This is a genomic window from Bifidobacterium lemurum (assembly GCF_014898175.1).
Taxonomy (GTDB): Bacteria; Actinomycetota; Actinomycetes; order Actinomycetales; family Bifidobacteriaceae; genus Bifidobacterium; species Bifidobacterium lemurum.
On record NZ_CP062948.1, the window covers coordinates 237,928 to 253,150 of the forward strand.

The following is a 15,223-nucleotide window of genomic DNA, read 5'->3' on the forward strand; positions in this document are numbered from 1 at the left end:
CTCGTTCGTCACGTTGTTGTGATGGTTCCAACGTACCGAACGCGGCATGGGAGAAGGGCCCGGCGAACGCCATCGGTGGCGATTATGCCGTGAACTGTCATTCTGCGACGCGATCGGGCAGTTCGCCGGATTAGGCCGAGCGCACGGGAATCAGCATACGCAGGATGAAACGACCGTCATCGACCCGCGCGGTGATGGAGCCGCCGTAGCGTTCCACGATCTCACGCATGCTTTTGAATCCGAAGCCGTGATTGACATCGTCACCTTTGGTACTGCGCGGCACGCCTTTGTCGAAAGAGACCGGCCCCTCGCATCCGTTCTCGACGCAGATCTGCACGAAGCCCTTGCGCTCCGCGACCGAGCAGAGGACCTGCCGGCGGTCGGCGTCGCGCACGCGGCCGGCCGCTTCGATGGCGTTGTCCAAAGCGTTGCCGAACAGCGAGCTCAAATCCATCGGATCAATGAATTCCAGGCTCTCCCCCTGCGCCACGCATTGCAGTTGGATGCCGAGCGTGCGGCATCGTTCGGTTTTCATGGTGAGCATCGTGTCGAGCACGTCGTTGCCGGTGCGGTAGGCGGCCTCATACGCACCGATCTCCCGCTCGAGTCGGTCGAGATGCGCGTTCGCGTCACCGCCTTCGGCCCGCAGCAGCGCGATCTGATGTTTGAGGTCATGATATTTGCGGTTCACCACATCCATGCTCTCTTTGGAGATGCGGTAGCTGTTGTACTGCATCTGCAGCATGGAGCGCAGCGCCGCCTGCTCCACCTCGAGGTTCCGTTCGCGCATCTGCAGGTCGAATACGAACAGCATGGCCACACCGGCGAAATCGGTCATCGTGCGGATGATGAACAACTCGCCCGACAGCGTGGTGCTGAACGGAGTGTCCGAAAGCACATAGCTGATATTGCTCAGCGAATAAGCGAACAGACCGATGAACACCACCGTCAGCAGATCGTTCCAACGCACGCGCAATTCCGGGCCGGAGCCGCGACTGCGCCGGGTGAGCAACCACGCCGCCGAGAATACCGCGGCATGGATCACCACCAGACACGCCACGTTCGCCACCTGCACGCTGGGCACCGACCAGCGGCTGATCAGATAGTAGTAGATCTGGTATTCAAGCGAGGCGGCGAACTCCCCCAGCATCACCACCTGCACCGTGTAGTATCCGGCCTGCATGGCGTTCAACCGGCACGTCGCGAGGATGAAAACGAACACCACCGCCATGCACAACGCGACGCTGGGCACGTACAGCATCATGGGAATGCCGTCGGTCAGCCGCATCCACCCCTCCAGCAGGCCGATCGCGCCCAGCGACAGGGCGGTGGTGCGCCACCAGTCGAAGCGGCGCGGCATACGCGCCACGCACAGCACCAGCGCGGCCAACCAGTAGGCGAACATGTAGTAGCTGCCGGGGGTTTCGACCAGCGTCATATCCATGGGATTATCCGGACTCATAACGCCGTCTCCCCCATGCGGTCGTTAAGCGCGTCCAGCAAGGGCTTGCGGCGGGCGCGGCTGACGATCACCGTCTCGTCTCCGATCAGCACGTCGGATCCGTTGAGCCCGTCCACATAGTCGAGGTTGATCAGGAACATCTTGTTGCAGCGGAAGAACACGCTCCTGTCGAGTTTCTCCTCCAGCTCGCGCATGGTGACGCGGGCGGCCATGTCGCCGTTGGTCGTGTGCAGCACCAGCGTATGGTCGCGCACCTCGACGTATCGGATGGCGTCGGTGCGCACGCGCTGGAAGCCGCCCGCCATGGGCAGCGTCACGAAACTCCCCTGCCGCCTGCGCAGGCTGCGGACCGCACGCTCGAAATGCTGGCGGAACGTGCCGTAGGTCATGGGTTTGAGGATGTAGTCGAACGCGCCCACCTCATACCCCTTCATCGCGTATTGGGGTGCGTTGGTGACGAAGATGATAGTGACGGCGTCGTCGGTTCTGCGGATTTCGGCGGCCGCGTCCATGCCGTTCATGAAGCGCATCTCGATATCCATCAGGATGATGTCGCAGCCGGGCTTGTACTGCTTGGCGATGCCGTCGCCGTCCTCATAGGTCGTCACTTCGACGCGCTCGCCGCACTCGCGGCCGTAGCGCTGCAGAAAGTCGCACATCTGCGTGCGGCAATCGTCGTCATCCTCCACAACGGACACTGAAAGCACCACATCATCCTTCCGTCCGGCCCATACCCGTCTGCTCTCCGATATTACATGCGCGTAAAAATCAGATACAACGATCTCATCCCACACGTCTAACATCCAGCAGTCAATTAAACAGACATTACCCGCGCATCTTTCCAGAGCACATATCGAAAGTGATAGCCTTTTCATATGAAAACGCCATCAAAGAAGACGCCCCTGGAATTCGACCAAATCTTCGACGAGGGCGAAGAAGACATCACCCAGTATCTCGACATGGACACCGCCCATCGCCCCAACCGGCAGAAGAAGTCATAAGGAATGGGGTGCCGCAATGTGTGGAATGAGTCACAAAGAAGGAACGGGAGGCGCAAACTCCCGGAGGAGAGCCCCTATATTGATTCAGGCGCTTGTCTGGATAATATCGCTTGTGGTCATATGGGTGTTCCCGTCAGTTCTGTCGATTTATGGCGTGCTATGGATTGTTCTCCCATGCCAGCTTCTTTATATCGGCTTCAAATCGGGGAGATCTCATCGAGGCGTATGCGCAAACCTGCTGACCATACTGCTTTCAGGGATATTGTCGTTGATTGCGACGATGATCATCGGCACATCGTTAAATATGTTCCGTGGATGGAATATCTACTTTCCGCCGCTCGATTACCTCATACTCGGCTTCGTTTTTTCCTCAGTCGGAGTGCTGCTTTCCATTGCGACGCACTGGATAAAGACTCATCACCCTCGATGATGATTTTACGGAGCGTCCACGTTTCGATTGGCAGCGGCCTACGGATTCCAGCTACGATTCGGATACCCATCGCGATGTGGGGAAACAAGACTAAGAAAACGTCTTGCGGCACATCCTTTCCGGATGGGCCGCAAGACGTTTTCTTATGACTTCAGCCGCTCCCCTAGTCCAGCACGAAGGTGTTGAAGGAGCGCGGGGCGAGGGTGGCCTTGATGCCGCGCGAGGCGTCGGCCGGGTCCGCGAATTCGAACGGCATCTCCGTTTCGAGCGCGTTCTGCGCCACGACGGCGATGGTGCCATCGGGGTTGCGGAAGGCGATGGCCATGGAGTTGAAGTGGCCGGTGGTGCCGAGCACCTTCGCGCCGGGGCGCACGAATTGCGAGAAGTGGCGCATCACGTAGTATTCGGGATTGCGGCGCACCTCATGGGTGTCGGCGGTGATGGTGAACAAGGAGTTCTGCCACCATCCCCATGTGGAATCCTGGTCGTCGAGGATCATATTCCAGTAGGTGTAGGCGGTGGCGCCGTTGCGCAGGTAATGGTTGATCAGGTGGAAGATGTATTCCGCATACTCCCAGCTGTTGTCGCCCATACCACATTCTGATTCGGACTGGATCAGCTCGATCTCGGGCCACGACTCGTGCGTGCGGGCGATGCAGTTCTGCCCGGCCCACTGGTAGGCGATGCCCTTGATGTACTTGCGCGCCTCGTCGTCGAAGAGGATGTTGTCGACGTAACGGTTGTAGTTGTTCAGACGCATGCCGTAACCGCCGCCGGTCCATGCCATGTCTTCGGGGCCGTTGAGCGTGCCCAGCCAGATGTCGGTGTCAAGCCCGGCCTCCTCGAACGCGGGGCCGAGATAGTCGCGGATGAACACCTTCATCGCCTCGGAGTCCCACAGGGCGCTGGGGAACTTCTGGTCGGCGAACACCTCGTTCTGCACATGCAGCTGGTTGACGGTGATGCCATGCTCGGCATAGGCCTGCACATACTTGACCAGATACTTGGCGTAGGCCTTGAGATTCTCCGGAGTTTGGATCAGACGGCCGTAGTTGTAGGCCTTCGGGCGCTTCATCCAGGTGGGCGGCGACCACGGGCTGGAGAACAGCTGCATGTCGGGCTGCCACTCCTGGGCGCGGTGGATGTACGGAATCAGCGTGCTTTCGTCGTTTTCGACGGAGAAATGCTCCATCTCATAGTCGCCTTCGATCTCGTCGTAGCTGTACCAATGGTCGGCGAAGTCGTTGGCGGCGACGGGCGCGCGGTTGAAGGTGAAGTTCATCTCGTCGGGGCTGAACAGCTCCTTGATGATCTGGTCGCGCTCCTCTTCGCTCACCTGCTGCAAGGGCAGCCAGCCGAGCTCGTTGAAGCAGCCGCCGAAGCCGCGCAGGGCTTGGAATTCCTCGCCGGTGAGCTGCAGGTCGGGGGCGGTGGTGGCGCCGGTGGCGGCGATGTCGGCCGAGCGGTCCTCAAGTTTGTTCTCTTGCGTCGTGGCGATCCACGTGGTCATATCATGCTCCTTTGCATGGGATTGGAAAAGTATTGGGAATAGGGAACGCCCCGCGTCCGGCCGACTGGAAGCCGCCCTGACGCGGGGCGCTGGGAGAAGGGATCACTTGACGTTCTTGATGACCATGATGAAGAAGCATCCGATGATTGCCAGGGCGATGGAGATGGGGAACGCGAAGGCGTAGCCCAGGGACAGCACGATGGCGCTCATGATGATCGGGCCGACCATCTGGCCGAGGGTGGTGGCGAGGTTGAGGATGCCGAGGTCCTTGCCGGCCTCCTCCTTGTTCGGCAGCACGTCCACAAGCAGGGCCTGGTCGACGGCGGAGTAGACCGCGTAGCCGAGGCCCGCGATGCCGGCGAAGAGGTACATGCCGGTGGTGGAGGGCATGATCCACGGCATGGCGATGCCGACGGCGAACAGCACGGAGGCGACGATCACGGGCAGCTTGCGGCGGCCGATGATGTCGGAGACCGGTCCGGAGATGAAGGAGCCGATCAGGGAGACGACCATGATGATGGAGGACATCACGGAGATCGTGACGGCGGACTCCTCGGCGGTCTGGCCCACGTAGTTCTGGATGATGTACAGCTGGTAGGCGAAGATCATCTGGTAGCTCACCAGCATGCAGAAGCGGCCGGCGAACGCCTTGTAGAAGTCGTGCGCGGTGGAGAACTTCGGCGGGCGGAAGCTCATGAGCACGTCCGCGAAGGAGCCCTTGTCCTTGGGCAGGAAGTCGGCCGGGCCCTCCTTGGGCATGATGAGCACGGAGACCAGACCACCGAGGAACATGAGCACGCCGGCGACGGCGAAGCCGGGGATCAGGTTGGTGATGAACAGGGCGCCGATCATGGTGCCGATGGGCGAGCCGATGGTGGCACCGGCGCCGTAGAAGGCGCTCATGGTGCCGCGGATGCCGGAGGGCACGCGGTCGGAGAGGATCGCGACCATCGGGGCGATCATGCAGTTGAGGCCGAACATGCAGGCGCAGTAGAACACGGTCAGCAGGACCGGGTTCGTGGTGGTGCCGGTCAGGAACAGGGTCACGCCGCCCAGGACCGCGCCGCCGAGGATGAACGGGGTGCGGCGGCCGAAGCGCGAGCGGGAGCGGTCGGAGAAGTTGCCGAACAGCAGGTTGGAGACGAGGGACGCGACCGCGGTGGCGGCGTTCACGATGCCCAGCAGGGCCTCGGGCTGGATGCCCTCGATGCTCTTGTAGTGCTCCGGCAGCAGCACGGCGGACACGATGCCCAGGCCGCTCATCCACAGGATGCCGAAGATCAGGAAGCCGGCGCCGTATCGCGCGACGGACAGCTTGTCCAGCGGGTTGCCGGTCGCCGGGGACAGGGCCGGGTCGGCGTTGGCGGCGGCGATGTTCGCGTTGTACGCGGCCAGACGCTCTTCCTTGGAGGGCGCGGCGGTAAACGGATCGCTCATTGGGAAACCTCTTTTCTTGCAAATCATGGACGTCATGGTCCGTACCGGTATACGGAATATTCGTGTGGTTATCGAGTATTTCGCAATCGGCGGTGATCTACTCCTCTTTGAGTTGTAGGGCAATCACCGTTCTTGTTTTCCAGTACTTAGTAATTGCTTAGTTAGATAATAATCCCATCTAACTAAAGCTGGAAATTCGGCGTGTCGCGCCGAGGAATCGACACCTCCTTCTCATTTACCTAGTACCTTGTAAGTAGACAAATTCATCTGATATGAGACCTGCCGCACGACGCGCGCACTCCAGAAAGGAGCGCCGATGAGACGACGCACACCCTCCCCCACCAAACGCATGAGCGCAGAGGACCGGCGCAGGCATATCCTGGACACCACCATCTCCTGCATCTCCCAGTTCGGGTTCTGGGGCTTCACCATCCGCGACGTGGCCGACGCCGAGGGCATCACCGAAGCCGGTCTGCTGTACTACTTCTCCGGCAAGGAGGAGCTGCTGGTGGAGGCGCTGAAGCACGCCGACCGCATCAACCAGATCGCCATCGCCGAACATCTCGGAGTCGAGGGCGTGACCGGCGACGTGCTCGCCGACGGCATCGCCTACCACTGCGACCACGGACTGAAGGCCATCCTCAACGCCACCGTGGAGACCAACGCAGCGCGGCCTGAGCTGGTGCGCCTCTACACCCTGCTGGAAAGCGAGGCCTTAAGCCAGGACCATCCGGCACATGAGTATTTCGAGGCGCGTGAGATCAATCTGCTCAAGGAGTACGCCTTCGCCGCCAAGCGCGATGGCGTGGCCGACCCCGAGCGCACCGCCGTGCAGGCGCTGTCCGCCATGGAAGGCTTGCAGCTGCGCTGGCTCAACGGTGCGCGCGAGGTCGATTTCGTCGGCGAGTGGAAGGCTCTGATCGACCTGCTGATTCCCTAGCCGGCGATCACCATCAGGTTCCAGCGGCCGATGGTCAGCTCGTCGCCGACCGCGACCTTGGCTCCGGCCTTGGCGGGCAGATCCGCCGAGGCCGCCTCATCCACCGTGCCCTCCGTGCCGACGACGACCGGAGCGACAACCACCTCGCCCGCGACGGGGCTGGCGACCGTAACCGGTTCGGCGGAGTAGTTGAGCAGGTAGGTGACGGTTTCGCCCTTGGCGTTCTCGCCCTGGCGCACCACAACAGAGCCCGCGAGCGCGGCGCCATCCGATTCGATGCCGGCGTTCGCCACGGCTTCGGCCAGCACGGCCTTCATGGCGTCGGCGTCGAGCACGGTGCCGATCCATTCGGCGCTGCCCTTGCCGAAGGCGTGGCGTGTGACGGCCGCATAATCCTTCCATGCATAGTGGCCGTAGGAGGCGAGCATGAGGGTGTCTGCGTCCGTGTTGAGCAGTTCGATCAGCGCTTCCGCGTCTGCCTGGGCAGCGCCGCTGAGCGCGCCGGCGAAGTCGACGGGCACGTTGCCCTTCGGGCGGGTGAACTGGTTGTAGGTCATGCCGAACACGTCGGTGAGGTTGTGCGGGGCGCGGTCGTGCCACACGGTCACCTCTTCGTCGGTGACGAAGGAGCGCAGCGTGGAGACGAGGTGGCCGCCGTTCGCCACGTAGTCGCGCAGGGTGTCGGTGGTGGCCTGCGGAGCGCAGTACAGGGCCGGGGTCACGACCATCGCGTACTTGGCGAGGCGTTCGGCCGGCGCGTCGACGGGCACGAAGTCGCATTCGATGTTGAGCGCGAACAGCGCGTCATACACGCGGCGCACCACATCGTTGTAGTTCATGCCCACGCCGTCGGGGAAGCCGGTTTCAAGGCGGAACCATTCGAGGGCGCTCAGCGCCTCGTTGCTCACCATGATGGCGACCTGATTGCGCTTGCGCAAATGCACGAGGCGCTCCCCCACCTGCGCGATCTCCTTGCCGAACACGCCGGCCTCACGATAGGTGGGGTTCGGTTCCAGATCGTGGCTGAGCAGGCCCTTCCAGTAGGTTTCGAAGGAGTTGTGGATGGAGTGCCAATGCCAGTACATCACCGAGTCGGCGCCGGAGGCGAGGTGGCTGTAGGCCTGCAGGCGCAGCTGGCCGGGGAACGGCAGCCAGCCGTGCTGCCCCTGGGCTTCGGTTTCGAGCACGAGATAGTTGGCACCATCCTTGGTGGAGCGGGTCATGTCGCCGCCGAAGGCGATCTCCTTGCCGGTCAGCTCGTCCTCGGTGGGGTGGTAGATGTCCACGCCGGTGATGTCGACGGCTTGGGAGGCTTTGAAGTGGTCGACCGCGGGCTGCACGCCGTAGGAGTAGCCGCGCCATTCGAAGTCGAAGTTCTGGGTGACGAACTGGCCCGGCTTCGCGTATTCGCGCACGATGTCGGCCTGCCAGGCGAGATATTCGGCCACCTGGGCGCGGCGGAACACGTCGAATTCGCCACGCAGCGACTGGTTGATCGAAGCGGTCACGTCGGGGAAATCCTCCCACGCGTTGATGCGGTTCGACCAGTAGTCGAGGCCGAAATGCGCGTTGAGCGCGTCGAGGTCGTCGTTGAACTTGCCGCGCAGATACTTGACGAACAGCGCCTGCATGTCGGCGGAGACGGAATCGTAGTACTTGGTCTCGTTGTCCACCTGATAGCCGATGACGGCCGGATGGTCGGCGACATGGCTGATGAGTTCGCGGATCACGCGCTCGCCGTAGAAACGATAGGCGGGGTTGACGATGTCCATGATCTGGCGCGCGCCATACTTGCCTTCACCATTCGGGGTGACGGCCAGCACGTCCGGATGCATCCTGACCAGCCAGGTCGGCACGGCGTAGGTCGGTGTGCCCACGATCACGTCGATGCCGTGGCGGTGGGCGGCGTCGAGCGCGCGGTCGACATGGGAGAAGTCGAAGACTCCGGGCTGCGGCTCGCAGGTGCTCCAAGTGGATTCGGCGATGCGGATCACATTGATGCCGGCGTCCACCATCATCCGCATGTCGGTATCGACCCGGTCGAGATCCTTGGGGATGTATTCGTCGTAGTAAGCGGCGCCGAAGAGGATATGGTCGACCGATGCTGCGCTCATCATAAACTCCTTTGTTTTATATCTAACGGTCATTAGATATAAAACATGATATGCAAAAGAAACGGCGCTGTCAAATCGAGATGACAGCGCCGTTTTCCTATCTAACGGATATACGGTACATCAGCGATACCTGTCCCACATCGGCGAGGGGAAGATCATCCGCTCGAACACCAGCCATTCGTCGTACATGTCGATCGGCGGCTTGCGCAGCCACCGCAGCTGGATGCCGTCCATCGCCTCGATGCACTGGCGGACCACCGGCCTCATCCCCTCGTCCCACGAGCCCAGCTGCTCGGGGATCCTCCACGGGAACCGGCTGTAGTAGTCCCATACAGACTCGGGGCGGTTGCCGAAGTACTCATGCAGCGGATGGTCGGGATTCAGCGACTCCGTCTGCAGAATCATATACATCTGCACCATCATGCGCCGGCTGGCGTTGTGCCGCACCAGAAAACGCAGATACGACGGGAACGACGGAGCGTCCGGATCACTGCCGGGCAATCCGGATTTCAGAAAGTCATCAGGAGTGCCGGTGGTGTCGTAACTGTCCGTGACCAACATCGAGAGCAACCCCTCTTTGGTGCCGATGTAATGCAGCAGCCCGGGCTGGCTCATCCCCACCTCGTCGGCCACATCTTTGAGCGAGATGCCATTGAACCCACGCTCGCCCACCAACCTGGTCGCGGCCTCAACGATCTCTTCCCGTCGCTCCTGCGGGCTCTTACGCACCCGCTTCGTTTTCTCCACATTCGCCATAGTTCACCAGTTTATCGGCAGCCGCCGCTATCCCCCGTTTATCCGCACTGATAGCCATCACAACATATGCCGTCTGGTGACACTTCGGGCGCATATTACGCGAAGTTTCAGGGACATCCGTAAATCCGTTCACTGGCGGAAGCTCAGTGAACGAAATTACGCGGCGAATGGACGACTTCCGTAATCCACGTCGCTGATGGAAACTCAGTGAACGAAATTACGGAAGTCGCCCATTCGCCGTGCGATTCGGTTCGGTTCAGTCCAGCGCGATGCGCAGCGTGTTCACCGAAGCGGGGGCGAGGGAGACGACCAGTTCGGTGCCGGAACCGGCGGCGGTCGCCTTCACCATGTCGGCAACCGGCACCGTGCGGGCGCGGATCAGATCGGTCTGCTCCGCGGTGTTGCAATCGTGCGGATCCGCGGCGGCCAGCACGGTAGCCTCTTCGACGCGCGCGACGGCCGGAATCACCACGGTGATCTCGGCGGCGTCGTTCATATGCGCATTGGTGAGGTCGACGAGCAGCTCCTTGCCGTCCTGCGACTTGGAGGCGAAGGTGTAGACCGATTCGTCGGCGGCGTCCTGACGCGGCACGTCGAGTGCGACGGCGTCGCGGTGCGCCTTGTACATCATGAACACGTCGTAGTTCGGCGTGAGGATGGTGGCCTCGCCTTCGGTGAGCACCAGCGAATTGAGCACGTTGATGGTCTGCGCGTTGCAGGCCATCGACACCTTGTCGCAGTTGCGCTGCAGTAGGTCGAGCGTGAGCGCGGTGGTGACCGCGTCGCGCATGGTCACCTGCTGTCTTAATGCCGGACGGGCGAAGAACGCGGTCTTGTGCCAGTTGCCCCATTCGCCGATGATCAGGTCGACATGCTCGAGTTTGGTGTCCATGGCGACTTCGGGCTCGTGGATCAGGGCGAGCCCGTCCTGCATCAGCCGCCACTGGTCGCGCAGGATGTCCTCCAGTTCCAGACAGCCGTCGATCACGGTGTTCCAGCCGTCCTCGTCGAATTCGGTCGGGGTGTCGGCGTCGTTGTCCACGTTCCAGTTGTAGAAGTGCAGATCGTAGCCGTTGCTGGGAGGCTGGCGGTATTCAGCGAGCGCGCGGAAGAAGTCCTGCGTCCACGCCTCGCGTTCGCGCGGTTTGTTGCCGTCGGGACCGCAGGCGATGGCGTACATCGGCGAGGGCGCGAACACGTCGGTGGTGAACTTCGGCATCGCGGAGGCGAAGCGGCGGTATTCGTCCATATAGGTGGATGGGGTCATGGTGCCGCCGCCGGCCCACACCTCGTTGCCGATGCCCCAGTATTTGACGCCGTAGGGCGCCTCATGGCCGTTGCGCGCGCGCTCGAGCGCCACATCGGTGGGCTGTTCGCGGTTGCAGTACTCCATCCATTCCTTCATCTCCGCCACGGTGCCGGACAGCATGTTGATGTTGATCCACGGCTCGGCGCCAAGCATCTCACACAGACGCAGGAATTCGTCGGTGCCGAAGCTGTGGTCGTCGAGCTCGTAGGTGGCGAAGTTCTCGTTGAACGTGGTTTTGCGTTCGGTCCGCGGCCCCACGCCGTCACGCCAGTGGTAGGTGTCGGCGTAGCAACCGCCGGGCCAGCGCAGCAGCGGGGGTTCGAGGGCGCGCAGCGCGTCGAGCGTGGCCTTGCGGTAGCCGTGTTCGTTCTCGATGGGCGAGTCCTCCCCCACCCACAGGCCCTCGTCGATGCATTCGCCGAGGAATTCGATGAACTGCCCGTGCAGCTTGGGGTCGATGCGCCCGATCTCGCGGCTCGGATCGATGAATGTGGTCATGGACGTGTCCTTTCCTGGGATGGGATACTACTTGACCTTCTTGATCATCATGATGAAGACGCAGGCGAGCGCGACCAGCACGATGGCGGTCGGGAACACCAGCTGGTAGGAGCCGGTGGCGACCACGATGGCGGAGGTGACGATCGGACCGACCATCTGGCCGAGGGTGGTGGCGATGTTGAGGATGCCGAGGTCCTTACCGGCCTCCTCCTCGTTGGGCAGCACGTCGACGTTGAGGGCCTGGTCCACGGAGCCGTACATGCCGTAGCCGAAGCCGCCGATGGCGCTGAAGAGGATCATGCCGAGCGGGCTCTGCATCAGCCAGGGCAGGGCGTAGCCGATGGCGAGCAGGATGCTGGCGATGACGACCGGAATCTTGCGGCGGCCGATCTTGTCGGAGATGGGGCCCGCGGAGAGGGCGGAGATCAGAGAGACGACCATCAGCACCAGGCTCATGGTGGAGATGGTGACGGCGGAGTCCTCGACGCTTTGGCCGATGTAGTCCTGCAGGATATACAGCTGGTAGTTGAGGATCATGTAGTAGCTGAACAGCAGCAGGGAACGCCCGGCGAAGGCGAGCCAGAAGTCGCGCGCGCCCTTGGTCGGCGGGCGGAAGCTGACCAGCAGGTCCTTGAGGCTGCCCTCCGTCTTGGGCATGTCCTTGCTGGAGTCCTCCTTGGGCCAGAAGAGGACGGCGAGCACGCCGGAAAGCGCCATCACCACGCCGGAGACGATGAAGCCGGGCAGCTGCATGGTGATGAACCGCGCGCCCACGATCTGGCCGAGAGCGGAGCCGAACAGGGTGCCGGCGGAGATGAACGCGCTCATGGTGCCGCGCATGCTTTCAGGCACGCGGTCGGAAAGCGAGGCGATGATCGGCGCGATCATCATGTTGAGCCCCACCATGGCCAGACAGTAGCTCACGCCGATGAGGAAGCCGTTGGGCAGCACGCCCACGCCGAACAGGGTGATGCCGGCGAGGATGCCGCCGGAGGCGATCCACGGGGTGCGGCGGCCGAAGACGGAGCGGGTGCGGTCGGAGAGGTTGCCGACCACGAGGTTCGAGATCAGCGAGGCGAGGGCGGTGGCGGAGTTGAGCACACCGAAGATCGCGTCTTTGGAATCGGGGGCGATGTCGGCCAGACGCTGCGGCAGCAGCACCGCCGCCACAACCTGAAGAGCCAGCATCCAGCAGAACGAGAAGACGAAGAACGCGATGCAGAACCGCACCCTGTTCGTCTTCGACAGCGTGCCCGTGCCCGAAGCGGGCTGAACGACCTGAGACATGGTAATCTCCTTGTTTCTTTCTATCTCTTGCGAACCACCCGCGACGGCGACCATACCGTCCTCACGCGGCGATTCGTCGGGAGCTCGATCGCTCCCATGACAGGCGACCATTGCTTGTCACGACATTTATTTTATATCTTAGATATATAAGATAGTGATACGGCGTGTCGCTGTGCCCACGGCGCACGGACCCGATTCCCGCGCCCCTTCTGCTACCCTCGGAAGCTGAAGGGGACACAGGAGGTTCATCTGATGAGCGAACGGCATGACGATTTCCGCCCCATCGGCAAGCGGGTGCGGATGACCGCCGAGGAACGGCGCACGCAGATCATCGAGGCGTCCGTCCGACTGATCAGCCGGTACGGATCCTACGGCTTCTCCATGCAGTCGCTGGCCGATGCGGTGGGACTCACGCTCCCTGGACTGGGGCATTACGTCAAAAGCCGCGAGGAGCTGCTGGCGCAGATCATCGAAACCTATTACGACTCCGGCATGGACTTCCTCAAAAACCCTGAGGAGAGCGGTCAGACCCAATCCGATGGACACGGCGAATCCGGGACGGGCGACCGTCATCCACGGAATTATCCATCCGCCATCCGCGAAGTGGTGCGCACCAACGCGCAGCGGCCCGAACTGGTGTCGCTGTTCATGCGACTGGCGATCGAGGCCGCCGACCCGCACCACCCCGCGCACGACTTCTACGTCGAACGTCATACCGGCGTGCTGCGGAGCATGATGGACGGCGACTGGAATCTCCCTGAGGAATACCGCGATCCCGAGCGACTGCACGACCTTATCGTCACCGTGTTCTTCGCTATGGACGGCGTGCAGATCCAATCATTGACCAATCCCAACGAGACGATGGTCGAGCTGTGGGACAGGGCCGAGCGGGTGCTCTTCCCCTCCCCCACATGGGACGGCTACCGGTAACCGATAGGCCCCTCATCGGAATACCAATATCCGACGGCGACGCTTATTACGCGAACATCGGCGGATTTCCGTAAAAGGCGCCGCTAGGGAAAACCCAGTGGCTGAAATTACACGAGAGAACGGCGATTTCCGTCATTCGCGCCACTGATGGCAACTCAACGATCGAGATTACGGAAGCCGCCCTTTTGCCTCGTAATTCATGCCTGGAACACGTCGGGATGGGCGGGGTCGCCGGGGACGTCCACGAGGATGCCTTCGATCCCCAGGAACTCCTGCCAGAAATCGAGCGGCTGTCCGTATGGGCTGGCGTCGCGGCCACGCGCCTGGATGTTGGCCTTGGCCTCGAGCACATCCTCCTCGCGAAGCCCATCGAAGTAGCTTTCGAGACGGATGCGGTTGGCGGGCACGTAGAACAGCGAGGCGACGATTTCGGTGAGCCGCTCGGCGCGTTCGACGGGCAACGAATCCCAGTGGCGCAGTTCGATGAAGTTCTTGAGCCGCACATCGTTGAAATGGGTGGAGATGATGTGGTTGATCTCGTACGAGTTGAGCTCGCGGTCCGGGTAGACGTCGCCCGCGTTCTCGTAAAATGCGGCGCGGTGCAGCTCCTTGGCCGTGGCGCCGGATTCGAGCGCCTCCGGAGTGTGCGTGAGGTCGGCGAACATCAGCGGCGTGGACAGCACGTCGATGGCGTAATCCTCCCAGCCGAAACGCTGGTCGAACAGTCCGGGGATCACGTTCGTGCGCTGGAAGTCGAGATAATCCCACATGCGCTGGCGCAACAGCGGATAGGGGTTAATCCGCCCCTCGAAATACGGCGAGTTGCGGAAATACCAGGCGAGGATCGGGCCGATGGCGGTGCCGATGCGCATTTTGGCGATGGCGTCGTGCTCGTCCACGAAGTCGATGCTCACCTGCGTGGAGGCGGAGCAGCGCATCATGCAGGGGCCGAACTGGCCCACGCGACCCAGATATGAGGTCATCGCGTCATAGCGGTCCTTGGGATTCACCGGTATATCGGCGAAGCTGGATTTCGGCTGGTACCCGTAGGCGACGAACCGCCAACCCAGCTCGGCCACGATGGGGTCGGCCTCCTGGCGGAACCGGGAATACAGGGCGTTGAGGTCCTCGGGCGTATGCAGGATGCCGATGGAGGTCTCCACTTGTCCGCCGGGTTCAAGGGACACGGACACGCCGTCGCGGGCGAGCCCGACCAGATGGCCGTTCTCCCAGTATTCCTTGGATTCGTCGTAATACGGACGAAGCCGCAGCAGCAGCGTTTCGACGCCGTTCGGCTCGTAGTAGCTCACGGCGGTGTCGTCGGCGTTATGCACGGGCAGATGCTCGATTTCGACGCCGAAGCCGCCGGTGCCGCGCTGGGCCCGGCCGTTCTCGAAGAACGACAGCAGACTGTCGACATGCTTCGGATTAGGCGTGGCCAGCAGGTGCGCGTAACTGATCCGTGGAGTAACCATGCTTCACCATCGTATTCGAGCGCGCATACGGGCTGGCCGAAAGCGCGCCAATCCGCTATACGAATAATCGATAG

12 protein-coding genes are annotated in these 15,223 nt (G+C 61.9%); 3 read left to right on the forward strand and 9 right to left on the reverse strand.

Features of this window, described 5'->3' with window-relative positions; genetic code table 11:
- Positions 1-130: 130 nt before the first annotated feature.
- Both BL8807_RS00970 and BL8807_RS00975 read right to left on the reverse strand, forming a co-directional pair.
- The gene (locus BL8807_RS00970; RefSeq protein WP_083570220.1) at positions 131-1,462 is read right to left on the reverse strand and encodes an ATP-binding protein; all 1,332 of its coding nucleotides are present in this window, start codon (positions 1,460-1,462) and stop codon (positions 131-133) included.
- The gene (locus tag BL8807_RS00975) at positions 1,459-2,172 is read right to left on the reverse strand and encodes a LytR/AlgR family response regulator transcription factor (RefSeq protein ID WP_158217111.1); all 714 of its coding nucleotides are present in this window, start codon (positions 2,170-2,172) and stop codon (positions 1,459-1,461) included. The genes BL8807_RS00970 and BL8807_RS00975 overlap by 4 nt, the downstream gene beginning before the upstream one ends.
- A 165-nt stretch (positions 2,173-2,337) precedes the next feature.
- On the opposite strand from BL8807_RS00975, the gene BL8807_RS12080 reads away from it, so the two are divergent.
- Positions 2,338-2,463: a hypothetical protein gene (locus BL8807_RS12080; protein ID WP_264298322.1), complete on the forward strand. Its 126-nt coding sequence runs from the start codon at positions 2,338-2,340 to the stop codon at positions 2,461-2,463.
- 593 nt (positions 2,464-3,056) lie between these two features.
- On the opposite strand, the gene BL8807_RS00980 is transcribed toward BL8807_RS12080, so the two are convergent.
- A complete protein-coding gene (locus BL8807_RS00980; protein ID WP_072725864.1) occupies positions 3,057-4,403 on the reverse strand; it encodes a glycoside hydrolase family 30 protein in 1,347 nt (448 codons plus the stop codon).
- Positions 4,404-4,505: 102 nt separating this feature from the next.
- Positions 4,506-5,840, reverse strand: a complete 1,335-nt coding sequence (locus tag BL8807_RS00985; protein ID WP_072725862.1) for an MFS transporter — start codon at positions 5,838-5,840, stop codon at positions 4,506-4,508.
- Positions 5,841-6,156: 316 nt separating this feature from the next.
- On the opposite strand from BL8807_RS00985, the gene BL8807_RS00990 reads away from it, so the two are divergent.
- The gene (locus BL8807_RS00990; RefSeq protein WP_072725860.1) at positions 6,157-6,780 is read left to right on the forward strand and encodes a TetR/AcrR family transcriptional regulator; all 624 of its coding nucleotides are present in this window, start codon (positions 6,157-6,159) and stop codon (positions 6,778-6,780) included.
- On the opposite strand, the gene BL8807_RS00995 is transcribed toward BL8807_RS00990, so the two are convergent.
- From BL8807_RS00995 to BL8807_RS01010, 4 genes are all read right to left on the reverse strand, one after another.
- Positions 6,777-8,894: a beta-galactosidase gene (locus tag BL8807_RS00995; RefSeq protein WP_072725858.1), complete on the reverse strand. Its 2,118-nt coding sequence runs from the start codon at positions 8,892-8,894 to the stop codon at positions 6,777-6,779. The two genes, BL8807_RS00990 and BL8807_RS00995, sit on opposite strands and share 4 nt — an antisense overlap.
- Before the next feature lie 120 nt (positions 8,895-9,014).
- Complete coding sequence (locus tag BL8807_RS01000) at positions 9,015-9,650, reverse strand: TetR/AcrR family transcriptional regulator (RefSeq protein ID WP_072725856.1); 636 nt, start codon at positions 9,648-9,650, stop codon at positions 9,015-9,017.
- 256 nt (positions 9,651-9,906) lie between these two features.
- The gene (locus tag BL8807_RS01005) at positions 9,907-11,457 is read right to left on the reverse strand and encodes an alpha-N-arabinofuranosidase (RefSeq protein ID WP_072725854.1); all 1,551 of its coding nucleotides are present in this window, start codon (positions 11,455-11,457) and stop codon (positions 9,907-9,909) included.
- A 27-nt stretch (positions 11,458-11,484) separates the two neighbouring features.
- Positions 11,485-12,744, reverse strand: a complete 1,260-nt coding sequence (locus BL8807_RS01010; RefSeq protein ID WP_072725852.1) for an MFS transporter — start codon at positions 12,742-12,744, stop codon at positions 11,485-11,487.
- Positions 12,745-12,996: 252 nt separating this feature from the next.
- Here BL8807_RS01010 and BL8807_RS01015 point away from each other — a divergent pair, with 252 nt between their 5' ends.
- The gene (locus BL8807_RS01015) at positions 12,997-13,674 is read left to right on the forward strand and encodes a TetR/AcrR family transcriptional regulator (RefSeq protein WP_094725233.1); all 678 of its coding nucleotides are present in this window, start codon (positions 12,997-12,999) and stop codon (positions 13,672-13,674) included.
- Positions 13,675-13,871: 197 nt separating this feature from the next.
- Here the strand turns inward: BL8807_RS01015 and BL8807_RS01020 are convergent, their stop codons facing one another.
- Complete coding sequence (locus BL8807_RS01020; RefSeq protein ID WP_072725850.1) at positions 13,872-15,149, reverse strand: glutamate-cysteine ligase family protein; 1,278 nt, start codon at positions 15,147-15,149, stop codon at positions 13,872-13,874.
- Positions 15,150-15,223 lie beyond the last annotated feature (74 nt).

Excerpts from the sequence above, each read along its gene's own strand:
- BL8807_RS00980 (WP_072725864.1), bottom strand. The coding sequence starts at position 4,403 with ATGACCACGTGGATCGCCACGACGCAAGAGAACAAACTTGAGGACCGC.
- BL8807_RS01005 (WP_072725854.1), bottom strand. The coding sequence starts at position 11,457 with ATGACCACATTCATCGATCCGAGCCGCGAGATCGGGCGCATCGACCCC.
- BL8807_RS01015 (WP_094725233.1), top strand. The coding sequence starts at position 12,997 with ATGAGCGAACGGCATGACGATTTCCGCCCCATCGGCAAGCGGGTGCGG.
- BL8807_RS00970 (WP_083570220.1), bottom strand. The coding sequence starts at position 1,462 with ATGAGTCCGGATAATCCCATGGATATGACGCTGGTCGAAACCCCCGGC.
- BL8807_RS00990 (WP_072725860.1), top strand. The coding sequence starts at position 6,157 with ATGAGACGACGCACACCCTCCCCCACCAAACGCATGAGCGCAGAGGAC.
- BL8807_RS12080 (WP_264298322.1), top strand. The coding sequence starts at position 2,338 with ATGAAAACGCCATCAAAGAAGACGCCCCTGGAATTCGACCAAATCTTC.
- BL8807_RS01000 (WP_072725856.1), bottom strand. The coding sequence starts at position 9,650 with ATGGCGAATGTGGAGAAAACGAAGCGGGTGCGTAAGAGCCCGCAGGAG.
- BL8807_RS00985 (WP_072725862.1), bottom strand. The coding sequence starts at position 5,840 with ATGAGCGATCCGTTTACCGCCGCGCCCTCCAAGGAAGAGCGTCTGGCC.
- BL8807_RS01010 (WP_072725852.1), bottom strand. The coding sequence starts at position 12,744 with ATGTCTCAGGTCGTTCAGCCCGCTTCGGGCACGGGCACGCTGTCGAAG.
- BL8807_RS01020 (WP_072725850.1), bottom strand. The coding sequence starts at position 15,149 with ATGGTTACTCCACGGATCAGTTACGCGCACCTGCTGGCCACGCCTAAT.
- BL8807_RS00995 (WP_072725858.1), bottom strand. The coding sequence starts at position 8,894 with ATGAGCGCAGCATCGGTCGACCATATCCTCTTCGGCGCCGCTTACTAC.